Source organism: Kitasatospora sp. MAA4 (assembly GCF_029893355.1).
Classification (GTDB): Bacteria; Actinomycetota; Actinomycetes; order Streptomycetales; family Streptomycetaceae; genus Kitasatospora.
In genome coordinates, this window is sequence record NZ_JARZAI010000007.1 from 90,101 (window position 1) to 108,328 (window position 18,228).

Consider the following 18,228-nt stretch of genomic DNA (forward strand, 5'->3'; position numbering starts at 1 on the left):
GATAAGTCGTATCATGAACGACTTTCGAGGGGTGCCCACTGTTGGATACTGATGGCGCGTCGGCGAGCAGCGCCGCGCGGCATCCTGGGAGATCAAAGGTGAACGAGGAGCTGGGCGGCGATCCGGCGGCCGAGGCGGACTTCCGGGCGGTGGAGCGCGAGGTGGCGCTGCTGTTCCGGCGCGGCCGGGCCCGGGCGGCCGAGATGTCCCGGCTGGTGCACCCGCAGCTGGAGGGCGTGGCGTACAGCATGCTCGGCCACATCCACGAGGCCGGCCAGGTCCGACTGACGGACGTGGGCGCGTACTTCGGGGTCGGCAAGGCCACCGTCAGCCGTCAGATCAAGGCGCTGGAGGAACTCGGCCTGGTGGCCCGCGAGTCGGACCCGCTGGACGGCCGGGTCTCGCTGGTCTCGCTCACCGAGGACGGCGCCCGGCGCTACCGGCGGGCGCACGACGCCAGGTTGGCGGCGTTCCGGGAGATGCTCGGCGGCTGGGACCGGGCCGACCTGAACCAGTTCGCCGTCCTGCTGGCCCGGTTCAACGAGCAGGCCGCCGAGATCGGGGAGAAGACGGTCCTGACGGACTGACAGAGCTCCGTCACGGAGACGCTGCGGGCTATAGAAGGTTGCCTGGGTCAACTATTTATCCTATGGTTGCCCTAGGCAACAAAGCCCGGAAGGATCTCCATGACCACCTCGTCTGCCGCCGCCGACGCCGAACGACCGATGACGCACCGGGAGATCCTCGAAGCGCTCTCCGGACTGCTGCTGGGCCTCTTCGTCGCGGTGCTCTCCTCGACCATCGTCTCCAACGCGCTGCCGACGATCCTGACCGACCTGCACGGCGGCGAGTCGGCCTACACCTGGGTGATCACCGCCGCCCTGCTCTCGCTGACCGCCTCCACCCCGATCTGGGGCAAGCTCTCCGACCTGGTCAGCAAGAAGCTGCTGGTGCAGATAGCCCTGGTGATCTACATCGTCTCCTCGACGCTGGCCGGCCTCTCGCAGAACACCGGCGAGCTGATCGGCTGCCGCGTGCTGCAGGGCCTCGGGGCCGGCGGCGTCGTCTCGCTCGCCCAGATCTGCCTGGCCTCCATGGTGCCGCCGCGCGAACGCGGCCGCTACAGCGGGTACTTCGGCGCCGTGTTCGCGCTCGCCACGATCGGCGGCCCGCTGATCGGCGGCGTCATCGTGGACACCGGCTGGCTCGGCTGGCGCTGGTGCTTCTACGTGGGCATCCCGTTCTCACTGATCGCCATCGTGGTGCTGCAGCGCACGCTGCACCTGCCCGTGGTGAAGCGCAAGGCGAAGATCGACTACCTCGGCGCCACCCTGATCGCGGCCGCCGTCAGCCTGTTGATGGTCTGGGTCACCCTGGCCGGGACCGACTACCCCTGGCTCTCCTGGCAGACAGCCGCGATGGTCGGCGGCGGGCTCGCCCTCGGCGCGCTGGCCGTGCTGACCGAGAGCCGGGCCGCCGAGCCGATCATCCCGCTGCACCTCTTCCGCTACCGGACGGTGTCGCTGGCGGCCCTGGCCAGCGTCCTGGTCGGCGTCGGGATGTACGGCGCGACCACCTTCCTCAGCCAGTACTTCCAGCTGGCCCGCGAGAAGACGCCCACCATGGCGGGCATCATGACGCTGCCGATGATCCTCGGACTCGCCCTCGCCTCGACGGTCGCGGGCCGGCTGATCACCAAGTACGGCAAGTGGAAGCGCTTCCTGGTGGCCGGCACCTTCCTGCTGGCGGTCGGCTTCGGCCTGCTGGGCACCGTCCGCGCCGACACCCCGTACTGGCAGCTCTCGCTCTACATGGCCGCCGCCGGCCTCGGCCTCGGCCTGACCATGCAGAACCTGGTGCTGGCCGTGCAGAACACCGTCCCGGTCAAGGAACTCGGCACCGCCAGCTCGCTGGTCACCTTCTTCCGCACGATGGGCGGCGCGATGGGCGTCTCAGCGCTCGGCGCCCTGCTCGGCACCAGGGTGACCCACTACCTGACGCAGAACCTGGCAGCCGCCCACATCCCCGCGGCGGGCGGCAATGCGCTCGGCGGCGGCGCGATCCCCGACCTGCACACCCTGCCCGCACCGCTCGTCCCGCTGGTCACGGACGCCTTCGGACACGGCGTCGGCACCGTCTTCCTGGTCGCCGCCCCGCTCGCCCTGGCGTCCTTCCTGGTCGTCCTCGCCATCCGCGAGGTCCCCCTCCGCACCGCCCACACGGCCCCCGCGCCCCAGCCGGCCGAGCCCGTGGCCGAGCCGGTGGCCTGACCCCACGACCGCAAACGGCCGCCCCCCACAACGCATGTGGGGGGCGGCCGTTTCTGCTCCTGTCGGCTACGCGGCGATCAGGGTGAGGCCGTAGGCGACGGCTGCCGCGCAGGCGGCGAAGCAGACGGTGGCGCCGGCCAGGGCCAGCGTGCCGGTGGTGGCCGGGGAGGCGGTGCCGGCGGCTTCGGTGGCGGCCTCGCGGCGGGAGAGGCCGAGGACGCCGAGGGCGAAGGTGGCGACCACGGCGACGGTGATGCCGAAGCTGACGGCGGCCGTGTCGGCCAGGGCGCTCCAGTTGATGTTCATGTGGTGCTGTCTCCTCAGGCCGTCAGGCCGCGACGGTGGTGGAGGCGGGGGTGGGGGTGGCGCCGGCCGGGGTGATGGCGACGTCGAGCGGGACGGGGGTGACCTCGTTGACGTTGCCGGCGGTGACCGGCTGGCGGCGCGAGAGCCACCACATGGCGCCCGAGCCGGCCACCAGGACGGCGCCCACCAGCAGGACGCCCCAGGTGCCGCGGTCCGTGACGAACGCGGCGGCACCGGCCACCACGGCGGCGGCGGGCAGGGTCAGGCCCCAGGTGTAGACCATCCGGCGGGCCATGCCCCAGTTGACCTGGCCCTTCGGGCCGCCGAGCCCGGCGCCCATGATGCCGCCGGAGCAGACCTGGGTGGTGGAGAGGCCGTAGCCCATGTGCGTGGAGGTCAGGATGACGGCGGTGGCCGCGGTCTCCGAGGCGAAGCCCTGCGGCGCCTGGATGTCCGTCAGACCCTTGCCCATGCTGCGGATGATCCGCCAGCCGCCCATGTAGGTGCCGAGCGCGATGGCCAGGCCGGCGCTGGCGATGACCCAGACGGGGGGCATCGCGTGCTTGGGCAGGGCGCCCACCGAGACCAGGGTCAGCGTGATGACGCCCATGGTCTTCTGGGCGTCGTTGGTGCCGTGGGCGAGCGAGATGAGCGAGGCGGAGAACATCTGACCGGTCTTGAAGCCCTTGGTGGTGGTCTTCTCGCTGCCCTTGCGGGTGATCAGGTAGGCCACCTTGGTGGCGCCCCAGGCGGCCAGTCCGGCGACGATCGGGGAGGCGACGGCCGGGATCACGATCTTGGTGACGACAGTGGTGAAGTTCACGCCGTGCAGTCCGACGCCGACGATGGTGGCGCCGATCAGGCCGCCGTACAGCGCGTGCGAGGAGCTGGACGGGAGGCCGCGCAGCCAGGTCAGCAGGTTCCAGAGGATGGCTCCGGCCAGTGCGGCGAAGATCACCGACGGGTGGATGCCGGCCTTCTCGTTGACGATGCCGCCCGAGATGGTGCTGGCGACCTTCACCGAGAGGAAGGCCCCCGCGAAGTTGAGGACCGCCGCGATGGTGACCGCGACCTTGGGCCGCAGTGCGCCGGTGGCGATGGAGGTGGCCATCGCGTTGGCGGTGTCGTGGAAGCCGTTGGTGAAGTCGAAGGCGAGCGCTGTGATGATCACAACCGCCACCAGGAACCCGATGTGTTCCATAACCAAGCAATCGTCGTAGTTGTCGGACTGACCGAGGTCTTCAGCTGTCTTCAGGCGCGACGGTAGGGATAGTGGGTGAACGGAAGGTTAACTGGCTCCGTCGACATGGTTCCGTTGGTGTCATGGGCATGGATATCGGGCAACTTGTGGGTGTATCCGCTGCCTGCGACCTGGGCATTCGGGGGCAAGTGCCCGGATTCCGGCCAAAATCATGAGATCAAGGTCACTTCGCCCGCGCTGTCTGAGAATTCATCAGCAGAGGGGCATGCGGCCTGCCGGATCGGCAGGTCGGCATGACAGGATCGGCATGGACCCGTGACCAGCGGGCCGGGGCGGGGTCCGACGGGAACGGTCGGGCGAACCACAGCAGAACCAAGGGGAGGCGGGGCCGATGCGAGCCGTGCGGCGCGAACAGTTGGTCGGAAGTCAGCCCTGGCTGCGGGCCGCGCTGAGGTGCGGAGCGATCCTCGCGATGGCCGCGCTGGCTCTGCCGATGGCCGCCCAGTCGGCGTTCGCCGCCACCGAGCCCCCGCCGGCCGCCGGCGCGCCGGCCGTGCCGGGCACCGGCAGCGACCCGCTCGCCGCCACCGAGGCCACCCTGGGCCCGCTGCTCGACAAGATCCACCTGCTCTACCAGAACGCCGAGGCGGCCACCGAGCAGTACAACGCCACGGCCGGCCTGATCGCCACTCAGCAGAGCTCGCTGGACGCGATCAACACCAAGATCACCCAGCAGCAGCAGGTGGTCGACGACGGCCTCGACATGGCCGCCCAGCTCGCCTCCGAGCAGTACCGCAACGGCAACCTCGACGCCTACGCCCAGCTGCTGCTCACCAAGGACCCGTACCAGGCGGTCAACGACGGCGAGATGCTCGCCGCCGCCGGCCGCTCGCAGGCCGCCTTCCTGTCCCAGCTCAAGACCGAGCAGGGCACCCTCGACCAGCTCCGGAGCCAGGCGCAGTCGGCGCTGACCGACTCCAAGACGCTGCTCGCCCAGCAGGACCAGAGCAAGACGGACATCGCCCGCCAGCTCGCCACCGTCGAACAGCTGGTCTCCGGGCTCACCGGCGCCCAGCAGACCCAGCTGGAGCAGCTGGAGAAGACCCAGGCCGACCAGGCCCAGCTGGCCTTCCTCGCCTCCGGGGCGCTCGGCCAGGGCGAGCGGACGCCGTCGGCGGCCGGCCGGGCGGCGGTGGCGTACGCGCTGGCGCAGCTCGGCAAGCCGTACATCTGGGGCGCGCAGGGGCCGGACTCCTTCGACTGCTCGGGCCTGACCTCGCAGGCGTGGCTGCACGCCGGCGTGCCGATCCCGCGGGTCAGCGAGGACCAGTGGGCGGACCTCCAGCACGTCCCGCTGAACCAGCTGCGCCCCGGCGACCTGGTGCTCTACTACACCGGCGCCTCGCACGTCGCGCTCTACATCGGCGGCGGTCTTGTGGTGGTCGCGCCGCACACCGGCGCGGTGGTGCGGGTCTCGCCGATCGGGGCGAGCCCGATCCTTGGCGCCGTGCGGCCCGACCCGAACTCCCCCTCGGACACCCAGGGCGGCACCTGGAAGGTCCCGGACGTCCTGCAGAACGCCCAGACGCTGACGCCGATCGCGCCCTCGCTCCCCACGGTGCCGGGCCTGCCGACGGTGCCGCCGCTGTCGGGCCTGCTGCCGGTGCTGCCGGTGGCCCCGCCGGCACCGACCCCGGTGCCGTCCGCACCGGCGTCGCCGACGCCCGCCGGCCCCGGTACGCCGAAGCCGAGCGGCTCGGCCTCGCCGTCGCCGTCCGGTTCGTCCACTGCCCCCGGTACGGCCACGGGGGCGACGCCGAGCGCTCCCGCCTCGCCGTCGCTGTCCGTCTCGGTGCCGGGCACGCCGGCCGGCGGCTCGCCGTCTGCCTCGGTCTCCGGCACCTCGCCTTCGCCCTCGCGGACCTCGACCGCGCCCTCGCCCAACCACAGCTGAGCGCTCAGTCGGTCGCTGCCGGTGTGACGATCATCTGGGGCCGCCCGGTGACGATCAGCCAGGCCGGCAGCGCCGCGACGCAGAGCAGCGGGACGAGCTTGTAGTCCGGCACGATGACCGCCGCCGTGAACAGGCTCAGCCAGCCCTGCCGGGTGACCGCGAAGAGCACGCCCAGGATCGCGCAGGCCACCGCGAGCGAGGACGGGATGTCGGTGACGAAGGTGCTCGCGCTGAAGCCGAGCGCCGCCCCGGCGAAGACCGCCGGGAAGATCCGCCCGCCGCGGAACCCCGCGCAGCTGGCCACCAGCACCGCCAGCATCTTGACCAGGGCCATCCCGAGCAGCCCCCAGGCGCCGTAGTCGGCGCTGGTGCTGGCCAGCTCCTTCATCTGGTCGAGGCCCTTGAAGAGGGTCAGGTGCCCGCCGATCACGCCGATCACACCGAGCGTCAGCCCGCCCGCGACCAGCATCACCACCGGGTTGCGCAGCTGGTGGAAGGCCTGGTGGACGAACGGCAGGGCGTAGACCGCGGCCAGGCCGAGCAGCGCGCCGGCCGAGGAGACCAGCATCGCCCAGAACAGGTCGACCGCCCGCGCCCCGGGGTAGGGGGGCATGTTGATCACGAAGTCGTTGCCGTCGATCAGCAGCGTGGTCAGCGCCCCGGAGGCGGCCGCGACGAGCGGGGCGAAGAGCCGGTCCCAGAGCACGCCGGGGCCGGGCATCTCGGAGAGGATCAGGGCGGCCGCCAGTGGTGTGCCGAACAGCGCCCCGATCGTTCCGGCGGCCGCCAGGCCGACCCAGAGCGCGTTGGGGCTGCGCGGCACGACGAGCCGGCCGATCCAGCAGGCCAGTGCGATGTTGATCATCGTGATCGGGTTCTCCGGGCCCAGGCTCACGCCGCCGGCCAGCGCCAGGACCGTCACCACCGCCAGGCCCGGCAGCACGTACGGCGGCTGCGGCGGGTCGACCAGGCCGGTGGTCGCCGGGTCGGGGCCGGCATGGCCGGGCAGGAGCCACACCGCCAGGCCGATCAGCAGACCGGTCGCGGTGAGGACGGTGATCACCCACCACGGGTCGTACTGCGCGAAGCCGAAGTGCGCGGGCGCGCTCTGCCAGACCAGCCGCTCCAGCTGCCCGGCCAGCTTGCTGAGCCCGAGCAGCACCAGGGCGGCCACCACTCCGACCAGGATCGCGGGGACGATCAGCGGGATCAGCCGGGCCGCGGGGGTCTGCGGCGGGCGGTTCACGTCCGTGGCCGGGTGGGCGGCAACGGCCATCGGAGACCTCCGGGGGTGGGCCCGCGCACCGAGAGGCGCGGGCCGAGAGCACGGAGTGTCAGATTAACGGCAAATCAGACATTTGCCCCGGTGAAGCCGCTGTCCGGCTCGAAGCGGACCACCACGGCCTTGGAGGTGGGGGTGTTGCTGATGTCCGCCGTCGAGTCCAGCGGCACCAGCACGTTGGTCTCCGGGTAGTAGGCCGCGGCGCCGCCCCGGGCCACCGGGTAGTGCACCACCTTGAAGTGCGGCGCCCGCCGCTCCACGCCGTCCCGCCACTCGCTCACCAGGTCGACGTACGCGCCCTCGGTCAGCGCCAGCTCGGCCGCGTCCGCCGGGTTGACCAGCACCACGCGCCGGCCGCCGGTGATGCCGCGGTAGCGGTCGTCCAGGCCGTAGATCGTGGTGTTGTACTGGTCGTGCGAGCGCAGCGTCTGGAGCAGCAGGCGGCCGGCCGGGACCTTGGGGGCGGTCAGCGGGTTGATCGTGAAGTTGGCCTTGCCGGTCGCGGTCGGGAAGGTCCGGCTGTCGCGCGGGCCGTGCGGCAGGGCGAAGCCGCCGGGCTTGCGCACCTTGGCGTTGAAGTCGTCGAACCCCGGCACCACCCGGGCGATCCGGTCGCGGATCAGATCGTAGGACTCCGCGAACGCCTCCCACGGCAGCGCGTCGGCCGGGCCCAGCGCGGCCCGGGCCAGCCGGCAGACGATCGCGATCTCAGAGAGCACCCCGGGAGCCGGCGGGCGCAGCCGCCCCTGCGAGGAGTGCACGATGCCCATCGAGTCCTCGACCGTGACGAACTGGTCGCCGGCGGCCGTGGCGTCCCGGTCGGTGCGGCCGAGCGTCGGCAGGATCAGCGCCCGCGCGCCGGTCACCACGTGCGAGCGGTTGAGCTTGGTGGAGACGTGCACGGTGAGCCGGCAGCGGCGCATCGCGGCCTCGGTCACCAGGGTGTCGGGGGTGGCCGCGACGAAGTTGCCGCCCATCGCGAAGAAGACCCCGACCCGCCCGTCGCGCATCGCCCGGATGCTGTCCACCGCGTCGTAGCCGTGGTGGCGCGGCGGCGCGAAGTCGAACTCCTTGCCCAGCGCGTCCAGGAACGCCTCGCTGGGCCGCTCGAAGATGCCCATGGTGCGGTCGCCCTGCACGTTGCTGTGCCCGCGCACCGGGCAGACGCCCGCGCCGGGGCGGCCCACGTTGCCGCGCAGCAGGAGGAAGTTGACCACCTCGCGGATGGTCGGCACGGAGTGCTTGTGCTGGGTCAGGCCCATCGCCCAGCAGACGATGACCTTCTTGGAGGCCAGCACCAGGCGGGCCAGCTCCTCGATCTGCTCGAACGGCAGGCCGGTGGCGGCCAGCACCGCGTCCCGGTCGGTCTGCCTGGCCTCGGCCGCCCACTCCTCGAAGCCCAGGCAGTGCTCGGCGATGAACGCGTGGTCCAGCACGCCGCCCTGCTCCTCCTCGGCCTCCAGCAGCAGCTGGTTGAGCGCGCGGAACAGCGCGAGGTCGCCGCCGAGTCGGATCTGCAGGAAGAGGTCGGTCAGCTTGGTGCCCTGGCCGACCAGGCCGCGGGCGTTCTGCGGGTTCTTGAAGCGCTCCAGACCGGCCTCCGGCAGCGGGTTGACGCTGACCACGGTGGCGCCGGCCCGCTTCGCGCGCTCCAGCGCGGAGAGCATCCGGGGGTGGTTGGTGCCCGGGTTCTGGCCGGCCACGATGATCAGGTCGGCCTGGTAGAGGTCCTTGAGGCTGACGCTGCCCTTGCCCACGCCGAGCGTCTCCACCAGGGCCGAACCCGAGGACTCGTGGCACATGTTGGAGCAGTCCGGCAGGTTGTTGGTGCCCAGCCGGCGGGCGAACAGCTGGTACGCGAAGGCGGCCTCGTTGCTGGTGCGGCCGGAGGTGTAGAAGGCCGCGCCGTCGGGGGTCTCCAGCGCCTGGAGCTCCTCGGCGACGATCGCGAACGCGCGCTCCCAGGAGACCGGGACGTAGCGGTCGGCGCCCTCGTCCAGCAGCATCGGCTCGGTCAGCCGGCCCTGCTGGCCCAGCCAGTAGCCCGAGCGCTCGGCCAGCTCGGCCACCGGGTGCGCGGCGAAGAAGTCCGCGGTGATCCGGCGCTCGGTGGCCTCCTCGGCGACCGCCTTGGCGCCGTTCTCGCAGAACTCGGCGGTGTGCGGCTTGTCCGGCTCGGGCCAGGCGCAGCCCGGGCAGTCGAAGCCGCCGTGCTGGTTGACCTTCAGCAGGGTGGAGAGCGCCCGGCGCGGGCCCATCTGCTCGCCCGCCATCCGCAGGCTGTGGCCGACGGCCGGCAGCCCGGCCGCCGCGCGGTGCGGCGCGCCGACCGCCGGGGCGTCCTGGGCCGGGTCGCTCTGCGGGGCCTGCTTGGCCATGACTACCTCCGGGTCGATCAGGACCGCGCCGTCGTCAGCCCAGCCCCCATCCTGTCATCTCGTCCGTGCCGGGCCGAGAGGGCCCGGAGCAGGGCCCGCGCGGTGGCGTCGTTCTGCCGGAAGGCCGGGGCGTCGGTGCGCGGGCGGGCGAAGGCCGCGTACGACCGGCCGTTGGTGTGCGGGCCGAGCGCCGTGCGGCGCGGGTGCGGGAGGCCGCCGAGGCCGGGGTCGAGCACCGCGCCCTCGCCGGGGGTGACGGCGAGCAGGCCGGAGCGGTGGACGTGGCCGGTGTCGGCGATCACGTCCTCGGCCAGCTCGCCGGCCCGGTGCAGCGCGGCCAGCAGCGGGTCCTCGGTCCGTTCCAGTGCGTGGCGCGGCAGGTAGGCCTCGATCAGCGCGGTGGCCGCCACTCGGTGCCCGGGCACGCTGGGACTGCTCGCCACGAAGGTGCCGCTCGCCTCGTCGTTCTCCACCGCGAGGTCGGCGCCCAGGAAGCGGACCACCCCGGCCTCGGCGAGCGCCAGCAGCTCGCGCAGCCGAAAGCCCGGCGGACCGGAGGCCAGGAAGCTGAAGAAGCCCTGCCACCAGCCGTCCAACTCCGTGCCGGTCGAGCGGGCGGACAGCCGACCGGAGGCGAGCAGCCGGGGCAGCTGCCCGTAGAGCGAGAGCAGGGCCAGGAAGGCACCCAGGTCGGCGCTGTGGGCGGGGTCGGCGCGGCGGTCGGCGTCGCTGCGGATGTAGGCGCGCAGGTGGTGTTGCAGCTCCTCGGGGCTGCTGAAGCGCAGGCCGGTCAGTGGGCGGTCCAGCTGCTCGAAGTCCAGCCGGTCGGCCGGGTCGGGGACGGCGGTCGCGACCAGCGCGGCCAGGTCGGGGGCGTACCAGTCGAGCCGGTCGTAGGCGGCCAGGAAGTCCGGCCAGGGGACGGCGGTGCGCTCGGGGTGGGCGTGGAAGAGCTCGTGGTAGTAGCCGAAGCCGATCTCCTTGGCCATCAACGGCCAGGCGTCCCGGCGCAGTTCGAGCGGTCCGGGCCGGGCCAGCAGCTGCTCCACGGCCGCCGGGCCGAAGTAGCGGGGGAGCGGGGCGGGCGGACCCTGCAACCGGTAGCCGGTCTTGGAGTGGTAGGGCACGCCGCGCCGCGAGCCGACGTGGATCACCGGCTCGCGCCCGGAGGGGTGGTAGACCAGCCGGTCGCCGCGGGTCTCGAAGCGGCCGCCGCGGCCCTCGGTGAGCAGCGCCGTCAGGTCGACGAAGGCCAGCCCGAAGCCGCGCAGGATCAACTGCTCGCCCGGGGCGATCCCCGAGAGCTCGGCCTCCGAGGAGAACGCCGGCGGGAGGTGGAAGCGGCCGTGCCGGGCGGCGAACTCGGCTGTGGCGGCGTGCTGTTCGTCCGGACGGGAGCCCAGGTGGCCCAACGTCAGGACGATCTGGTCAACCGTCAGATCCGTTGCGCCGGAGGCGAGATGGACGGTCTGCGGGTCGTCCGGGCCGCCCTCCAGAGCGATTGCGGTGTCCTGGTGCACGGTGACCGTGATCCGCGCGGGCAGGTCGGCCAGCGCGCGGCGGAACACCCAGTCCAGGTAGGCGCTCTGGACTCGCCGGGTGGGGAAGTCGGTGGGCCCCAGGGCCTCCAGTTCGGCCCGCAGCCCGGCGTCGGCCGCAGGCTGGTAGGGGGCGAACTCGGCGGTCCGGGCGGCCCATTCGGCCAGCGAGGGACCGGGGCGCAGCGGGCCCTCGACGGTCGAGCTGTGGTCGGTGAACATCGTGACGTCCTCGGCCATCGAGTTCATCCGCAGCAGCGGGGACTGCCGGTAGCGCCAGATCCGTCCGGCGCCCGGCGGGTAGGGGTCGACCAGGTGGATGTGCAGCCGCTGGTCGGCGGGCAGCAACTCGGCCGCGTTGGCCGCGATCCGCTCCAGCAGGCCGGTGCCGCGCGGGCCGGCGCCGATGATCGCGAGGCTGCTCATCGAGCACTCTCCCGAGCCGGCGGAGCGTCCAGCCGGGCGAGCAGCGCGCGGTAGCCGGCGCGGGCCCGCTGCACGGGGGTGGCAGGCAGCGCGCCCCGGGTCGAGCCGCGCGCGAAGTGCCGTTCCACGTAGTACTGCCCGACCGAGAGCAGGCTGGTCAGCGCCAGGTACCAGAGCGTGGCGACCAGTAGCAGCGGGATGATCTGGTAGGTCTGGTTGTAGATCAACTGGACCGAGTAGAGCAGGTCCTGGACCGCCAGCACGCTGACGATGCTGGTGCCCTTGAGCGCCCCGACCAGCATGTTGCCCGCGGTCGGCACGATCGAGCGCATCGCCTGCGGCAGGACGATCCGGCGCAGCACCCGCAGCCGGCCCAGGCCCAGCGACTGCGCGGCCTCCCACTGGCCCTGGTCGACGGCCAGGATGCCGCCGCGCACCACCTCCGCGGCGTAGCCGGCCTCCAGCAGGGTCAGTCCGATCACCGAGGTGAGCAGCGGGCCGAACAGGTTGACCGTCCTGACGGTGAGGAACTCGGGGCCGAACGGGATGCCGAGGCCGAGCGTCGGGTAGAGCGCCCCGATGTTGAACCAGAGCAGCAGCTGGACCAGCGGCGGGATCGAGCGGAACAGCCAGACGTATCCCCAACTGAGCGTGCGCAGAACGAGGTTGCCGGAGAGTCGGCAGGCGGCCAGTAGGGTGCCCAGGGCGAAGCCGGCCGCCATGGTGGCGGCGGTCAGCCAGAGCGTCAGGGTCAGGCCGTGCAGAACGGCGGTGGTGGTGAAGTAGTCGCCCACCACGCTCCACTGGAAGCGCGGGTTGCGGGCCACCGAGGCGAGGACCATCGCCAGCGCGAGCAGGGCCAGGCCGGTGGCCAGCCACTGCCCCGGGCGTCGGCGGCGGACGATCCTGGGCTCGGCGCGGGTCTCGGGAGGAGAGGAGGTGGTGGGCAGGACGTCGTGCGTCGTGGCCATGGCTGGGGCTCCAGAGCAGGGTGCGGGCAGGGCCGGACACGCGGTGTCCGGGCGGCCGTCACGCGTGCCGCGTCCCTCAACGCGGCGGTGCTCTCGCTCCGATCCGGATCGTACGCACAGCGGACACCGCACTTCAAGGGCGGACGGTGGTTGACGAACTCCAAGGTTCACTGCTCAACTTGGGGCATGAACGCCGCGCAGCCCCTGGTCACCCGCGACCACATCGACTTCGGTCGGGTGTGGTCCGCGGCGTGTCTGGGCTGACTCGGCAGCGGGCCCTCTGACCGGCCCCTTTCTCCTTCGGAGAGCTTCCCTCGGTGCCCCGTCGCGGGCCGGGAAACCCGCCTTGCCGCCACGGTGAACCGCGCATTCGCGCACCGTCACGCGCTCCTCGCACCCGTCCGTGCTCCTCCGCTCCTTCGGCGTACCCGTTTCTCGGGGTACCCGTCCTTCGGCGTACCCGCCGCACCGCCCTGAAAGGCAGTCAGCCATGCCCGTCGAGTTCCTCGGCATCGCCGCCACCGGCGACGGCTCGGAGACCACCGCCCGCAGCACCGCCGCCTTCGACCGCGACTACACCCTGCGGCTGGCCCGCGCCCACGAGGAGTACGGCTGGGACCGGGTGCTCTTCGCCTACGGCGCCGGCTCCCCCGACCCGGCCCCGGCCGCGGCCTTCCTGGCGGCCCGGCTGGACCGGTTGCAGATCCTGCTCGCCCACCGCCCCAACGTCTCGTACCCGACCTTCGCCGCCAAGACCTTCGCCACCCTCGACCAGATCAGCCAGGGGCGCCTCACGGTCCACTTCATCACCGGCGGCAACGACCACGAACAGCAGCGTGAGGGAGACTTTCTGACGAAGGATCAGCGCTACGCCCGGACCCGCGAGTACATCGAGATCGTCAAGCGGATCTGGACCACGCACGAGCCCTTCGACCACGCGGGCGAGTACTACCGCTTCAACGACTTCGTCTCGGACGTCTTCCCGGTGCAGGCCCCGCGCCCGGGCGTCTCCTTCGGCGGCTCCTCGGACGCGGCGTACGCGGCCGGCGGCGCCGAGGCGGACGTCTTCTGCCTCTGGGGTGAGCCGCTGGTGGAGACCGCGGCGCAGATCGAGCGGGTCAAGGAGGCTGCCGCCGCGGCCGGACGCAGCACGCCGCCGCGGATCCAGGTGGCCTTCCGCCCGATCATCGCGCCGACCGAGGAGCTGGCCTGGGAGAAGGCGCACCGAACCGTCGACACCATCAACGCCCGCAAGGCGGCAGGGCAGTTGAGCCGCCGTCAGGTGCTCTCCGGGCAGTCCGCCGGCCCCGAGAACACCGGCTCGCAGCGCCTGGTCGCGATCGCCGAGGCCGGCGAGCGCTACGACCGCGCGCTGTGGACCCCGACCGCCGCCGCCACCGGCGGGGCCGGCAACTCCAACGCGCTGGTCGGCACCCCGGAGACGGTCGCCGCCGCGCTGCTCGACTACTACGACCTCGGGGTCGACATCCTCTCCGCCCGCGGCTACCACCTGCTGGACGACGCGATCGACTTCGGCCGCTACGTGATCCCGCTGGTCCGCGAGGAGGTCGCCAAGCGCGACGCCGCCAAGGCGAGGAAGGCCGAGGCCGCCGAGCGCGACCGCCACCAGCTGATCGCGTTCCAGGCGTGAGGCTGGCACTGGCCGTTGCGGCTGCCCTGGTCCCGCTGCTGGCCCTCACCGCCTGCGGCTCGGGCACCGCCGGCCACGCCCTCGCGGGCGCCGCCGCCTCCCCGCAGGGCATCGACCCGGCCCGCGACGTCGTCTCCGGCGAGCAGAAGGTGGACGCGATCGCGGCCCTGCTCCCGGCGGACGTCCGCAAGGCGGGCACGCTCAGGGTCGGCAGCTCCGTCGGCACCCCGCCGAGCGCCTACTACCCGGACCCGGCGACCAGGAAGCCGGCCGGCCTGGACATCGACGTCACCGACGCCGTCGCCAGGGTGCTCGGCCTGACCGTCGACCGCCAGGAGGCCGCCTTCGAGACCATCCTGCCCGCGCTCTCCAGCGGCAAGTACGACTTCGGCACCGGGAACTTCGGCGTCACCACCGCCCGCCTGAAGACCATCGACTTCGTCACCTACATCGACGACGGCCAGGGCTTCGCGGTCCGCCGGGACAACACCGCGCTCACCGGGGTGAGCACCCTGCAGCAGCTCTGCGGCCTGACCGTCGGCACCGGCGCGGGGACCACCTTCGAGACGACTCTGAACACCCAGAAGCACGTCTGCGCGGACGCCGGGAAGAAGCCGTACACCGTGCAGTCCTTCTCCGACAGCGCCGCGCTGCTGACCAGCCTCCAGCAGGGCCGGATCGACACCGTGATGTCGACCATCAACGGCCTGCGCTACCAGGCCGCCCAGCCCGCGGCCGGGACCAGGTTCGTCGGCGAGTTCCACCGCCTGGACGTCGGCTTCGCCTTCGCCAAGGGCACCCCGCTGGCCCCGGCCTTCCAGGCCGCCGTCAACCAGCTGATCAAGGACGGCACGTACCAGCGGATCCTGCAGAAGTGGGGCACCGCCGACTCCGCCATCCCGCAGTCGCAGATCGATCCGCCCGAGCACGCATGAAAGGCACAGAGATGAGCACCACTGACGTGATGGTCGAGATCCGCGGCGTGCACAAGAGCTTCGGCCGGCTCGACGTGCTGCGCGGGGTGGACCTGGAGGTCCGGGCCGGATCGGTCACCGTGGTCCTCGGGCCCTCCGGCTCCGGCAAGTCGACCCTGCTGCGGATCGTCAACCGGCTGGAACGCAGCGACCGCGGCTTCGTCACGATCGACGGCGAGCTGATCGGCTACCGGCGCTCGGGCGAGCGGCTGTACGAGCTGCGCGAGCGCGAGGTGCTCCGCCAGCGCACCCACATCGGCTTCGTCTTCCAGAACTTCAACCTGTTCCCGCACCTGACCGTGCTCGACAACATCACCGAGGCGCCGGTCAACGCGCTGGGCCGCTCCCGGTCCGAGGCCCGCACCCGCGCACTGGAGCTGCTGGACCGGGTCGGCCTGGCGGACAAGGCCGACGCCTACCCGCGCCAGCTCTCCGGCGGGCAGCAGCAGCGGGTGGCGATCGCCCGGGCGCTGGCGCTGGACCCCAAGGTGCTGCTCTTCGACGAGCCGACCTCGGCGCTGGACCCGGAGCTGGTCGGCGAGGTGCTGGACGTGATCAAGGATCTGGCCCGGGCCGGGACCACGATGATCGTCGTCACCCACGAGATCGGCTTCGCCCGCGAGGTGGCGGACACGGTGGTCTTCATGGACGGCGGAGTGGTGGTCGAACAGGGTGCCCCGGCCGACGTGCTGGACCACCCGCGGCACGAGCGCACCCGCGCATTCCTTTCCAAGGTGCTGTGAGCGGACGGGCCCTAAGCTTGCCACCATGTCAGATGTCGTGGGGGGCCTGCTCGACGGGCGTTACCAGCTGGTCCGTGAGCTGAGCCGGAGCGCGGCCGGCGTGATCTTCGAGGCGCAGGACCGGCAGCTCGGCCACCTGGTCGCGGTCCGCACCGTCAGCCCGGGACCGTTCACCACCCCGGCCGGGATCGAACGCTTCCTCTACGAGGCGCTCACCGTCGGTCGCCTGGCCCACCCGCACCTGGTGGCGGTCCAGGACCGCGGCGCGCACTACCTGGTGATGGAGCTGGTGACCGGCCGGACGCTGGACACCGTCCTGGCGGCCGGGCCGATCGAGATCGGCCAGGTGCTGGCCTGGGTCCAGCAGGCCTGCCTCGCCCTCCAGGCCGCGCACGGCGCCGGGGTCGTGCACTGGGGGCTGGCGCCCGGCCGGCTGCTGGTCACCCAACACGGCGGGCTCAAGCTGATCGGCTTCGGCACCGCCCACCTGGCGCCCGCCGCGGAGACCGTCAGCGCGCCGTACCTGGCCCCCGAGCAGTGGGGCCAGGTACCGGCCGACCGGCGCGCCGACCTCTACGCGCTGGGCTGCGTGCTCTTCGAACTGTGCACCGGGCGGCGGCCGTTCAACGGCTCCTCGGCGCAGGAGCTGATGTACCGCCACCTCAACGACCCACCGCCCTACCCCGGCCTGTTCCGCGGCGGCCTGCCGCCCGGCCTGGACCAGCTGGTGCTCGCGCTGCTGGCCAAGGACCCGGCCGCGCGGCCGGCGGACGCCGCCGAGGTGCGCGCCCGGCTGGCGGGCATCGTCGCCGCTCCCGTCGCCGCTCCCGTCGCCGTTCACGGCGGCCCGGAGGCGATCCGGGCCGGGGTCGACCAGGCCTGGGCCTACGGCGAGGCCGGCAACGGGACCGAGGCCGTCCGGCAGCTGACCGTGCTGGTCTCCGCGGCTTCCCGGGTCTGCGGCCGCGGCTCCGCGCAGACCTTGCAGGTCTGCTACGACCTTGCGCTCTGGCGGGCGATGACCCACGATGTCGCTGGCGCGGTAGGGCTGTTGACCGATCTCGTGCCGATGATGATCGCTACTCTGGGCCCCGGGCACGAGGACGTGACGAAGGCGATCCGCGACCTGGAGTCCTACCGGCGAGACCTGGACCGCAAGCGCCATCGGCCGGGACACGGGCCCCGCGGCGGAGAGCTGGCGATGCTCCTCGGGTAGCCGGTGTCCTGAACACCACGGGGGAGAACGATGAAAGCCGGGAAGCTGCTGGGGGAGCGCTACCAGCTGGTCCGTGAGCTGGGGCGCGGAGGCTTCGGCATCGTCTGGGAGGCGCTCGACCTGCGGCTGGGCCGCTCGGTGGCGGTCAAGACGCTGCGCCGGCGCGGCCCGTCCAGCGACAGCCACATCCAGCGGATGGTGCGCGAGGTCGAGATCCTGGCCCGGCTCAGCCATCCCAACATCGTCGTGGTCCTCGACCAGGGCGAGGCCGAGGACGACAGCGAGGACGGGCCGGAGCCGGTCAACTACCTGGTCATGGAGCTGCTCGACGGGCCGACCCTGGCCCACGTGATCGCCACCGAGCCGCCCGACCTGGCGCGCTCGCTGGCCTGGGCCCGACAGCTCTGCCTGGCGCTCGGCGCGGCGCATGCGGCCGAGGTGATCCACCGGGACATCAAGCCCGAGAACATCATGGTGACCGGCCCCGGCCGGGAGGTGGTGAAGGTCCTCGACTTCGGGATCGCCCAGATCGGCGACAACCTGGACCCCCTCACCACCACCGGCTCGGTGATCGGCAGCACCCGCTACCTGGCCCCCGAGCGCTGGCGCGGCGCGTCCGGCACGGTCCGCTCCGACCTCTACGCGCTGGGCTGCGTCCTGTACGAACTCTTCACCGGGCGGCGCCCGTTCACCTCCACCAGCCAGGTCGGCCTGATGAACCAGCACCTGGACCAGCGCCCGGTGCGGCCGTCCATGCTGCCCGTCGACCTCGGTGACCTGCTGCTCGACCTGCTGGCCAAGGACCCGGCCGACCGACCCGCCGACGCCGACGAGGTGCGCCGCCGCCTGGCGCGGACCGTGGACGGCATCGGCGAACTGCGCCGCCGCGCCGACGCCGCCTGGGAGGCCGCCGGGGACAACCGGGCGCTGGACGCGGTCGGCCGGCTGGGCGAGCTGGTCCCCGAGTTCGCCCGCGCCTTCGGCCCCAGCGACGGACGCACCCTGCGCACCGCCCACGACCTCGCGGTCAGCCTGGCCCGCGCCGGCCGCACGGCGGAGGCGTACTGCCTGCTCGCCGAGCTGCTGCCGGCCGCGGTGACCGCGCTCGGGGCGCAGCACCACGACGTCGCCGACATCGAGCGCCGGCTCAGCCGCTTCAGCCGCCCGGAGCAGCCCTGCCGGGAGGGCGTGCTGGCGGCCCTACTGGCCGGTTGACACACCCTGCACCTGAGAGTGCCAGGCCTGTCAACCGTACGGCCGCCTGATTCCGAGGGGTGTCGACTTGGAGGAATTGATAGGAACTCGCTCACAGTGACCC

At 72.5% G+C, this 18,228-nt stretch carries 14 protein-coding genes; 8 read left to right on the top strand and 6 right to left on the bottom strand.

Annotated features, from left to right (window positions below):
• Nucleotides 1-98: 98 nt before the first annotated feature.
• On the top strand, nt 99-587 hold the full coding sequence (locus P3T37_RS12035; RefSeq protein ID WP_280723531.1) for a MarR family transcriptional regulator: 489 nt from the start codon (nt 99-101) through the stop codon (nt 585-587).
• Nucleotides 588-686: 99 nt separating this feature from the next.
• Nucleotides 687-2,270 carry an MDR family MFS transporter gene (locus tag P3T37_RS12040; protein WP_280723532.1) on the top strand — a complete coding sequence of 528 codons (1,584 nt, stop codon included), beginning with the start codon at nt 687-689 and terminating at the stop codon, nt 2,268-2,270.
• A gap of 66 nt (nt 2,271-2,336) precedes the next feature.
• On the opposite strand, the gene P3T37_RS12045 is transcribed toward P3T37_RS12040, so the two are convergent.
• Complete coding sequence (locus P3T37_RS12045; RefSeq protein WP_280723533.1) at nt 2,337-2,576, bottom strand: hypothetical protein; 240 nt, start codon at nt 2,574-2,576, stop codon at nt 2,337-2,339.
• Between the two features lie 22 nt (nt 2,577-2,598).
• Nucleotides 2,599-3,777 carry an inorganic phosphate transporter gene (locus P3T37_RS12050; protein WP_280723534.1) on the bottom strand — a complete coding sequence of 393 codons (1,179 nt, stop codon included), beginning with the start codon at nt 3,775-3,777 and terminating at the stop codon, nt 2,599-2,601.
• A 391-nt stretch (nt 3,778-4,168) separates the two neighbouring features.
• Between P3T37_RS12050 and P3T37_RS12055 the strand changes: the two genes are divergently transcribed.
• Nucleotides 4,169-5,731, top strand: a complete 1,563-nt coding sequence (locus P3T37_RS12055; RefSeq protein WP_280723535.1) for a C40 family peptidase — start codon at nt 4,169-4,171, stop codon at nt 5,729-5,731.
• 4 nt (nt 5,732-5,735) lie between these two features.
• Here P3T37_RS12055 and P3T37_RS12060 read toward each other — a convergent pair whose 3' ends face one another.
• From P3T37_RS12060 to P3T37_RS12075, 4 genes are all read right to left on the bottom strand, one after another.
• Nucleotides 5,736-7,007 carry an ion channel protein gene (locus P3T37_RS12060; protein WP_280723536.1) on the bottom strand — a complete coding sequence of 424 codons (1,272 nt, stop codon included), beginning with the start codon at nt 7,005-7,007 and terminating at the stop codon, nt 5,736-5,738.
• Between the two features lie 74 nt (nt 7,008-7,081).
• Nucleotides 7,082-9,391, bottom strand: a complete 2,310-nt coding sequence (locus P3T37_RS12065) for an FdhF/YdeP family oxidoreductase (protein WP_280723537.1) — start codon at nt 9,389-9,391, stop codon at nt 7,082-7,084.
• A gap of 17 nt (nt 9,392-9,408) precedes the next feature.
• Nucleotides 9,409-11,355, bottom strand: coding sequence for an FAD/NAD(P)-binding protein (locus P3T37_RS12070; protein ID WP_280723538.1), 1,947 nt, complete (start codon nt 11,353-11,355; stop codon nt 9,409-9,411).
• A complete protein-coding gene (locus P3T37_RS12075; RefSeq protein WP_280723539.1) occupies nt 11,352-12,326 on the bottom strand; it encodes an amino acid ABC transporter permease in 975 nt (324 codons plus the stop codon). Before P3T37_RS12075 ends, P3T37_RS12070 begins: the two co-directional genes overlap by 4 nt.
• 490 nt (nt 12,327-12,816) lie before the next feature.
• On the opposite strand from P3T37_RS12075, the gene P3T37_RS12080 reads away from it, so the two are divergent.
• The 5 genes from P3T37_RS12080 to P3T37_RS12100 are packed head-to-tail and all read left to right on the top strand — an operon-like array spanning nt 12,817 to nt 18,125.
• On the top strand, nt 12,817-13,977 hold the full coding sequence (locus tag P3T37_RS12080; protein WP_280723540.1) for an LLM class flavin-dependent oxidoreductase: 1,161 nt from the start codon (nt 12,817-12,819) through the stop codon (nt 13,975-13,977).
• The gene (locus P3T37_RS12085; RefSeq protein WP_280723541.1) at nt 13,974-14,912 is read left to right on the top strand and encodes an ABC transporter substrate-binding protein; all 939 of its coding nucleotides are present in this window, start codon (nt 13,974-13,976) and stop codon (nt 14,910-14,912) included. Before P3T37_RS12080 ends, P3T37_RS12085 begins: the two co-directional genes overlap by 4 nt.
• An 11-nt stretch (nt 14,913-14,923) precedes the next feature.
• Nucleotides 14,924-15,694: an amino acid ABC transporter ATP-binding protein gene (locus P3T37_RS12090; protein ID WP_280723542.1), complete on the top strand. Its 771-nt coding sequence runs from the start codon at nt 14,924-14,926 to the stop codon at nt 15,692-15,694.
• Between the two features lie 25 nt (nt 15,695-15,719).
• Complete coding sequence (locus P3T37_RS12095; RefSeq protein WP_280723543.1) at nt 15,720-16,910, top strand: serine/threonine-protein kinase; 1,191 nt, start codon at nt 15,720-15,722, stop codon at nt 16,908-16,910.
• Between the two features lie 30 nt (nt 16,911-16,940).
• On the top strand, nt 16,941-18,125 hold the full coding sequence (locus tag P3T37_RS12100; RefSeq protein ID WP_280723544.1) for a serine/threonine-protein kinase: 1,185 nt from the start codon (nt 16,941-16,943) through the stop codon (nt 18,123-18,125).
• Nucleotides 18,126-18,228: the final 103 nt, after the last annotated feature.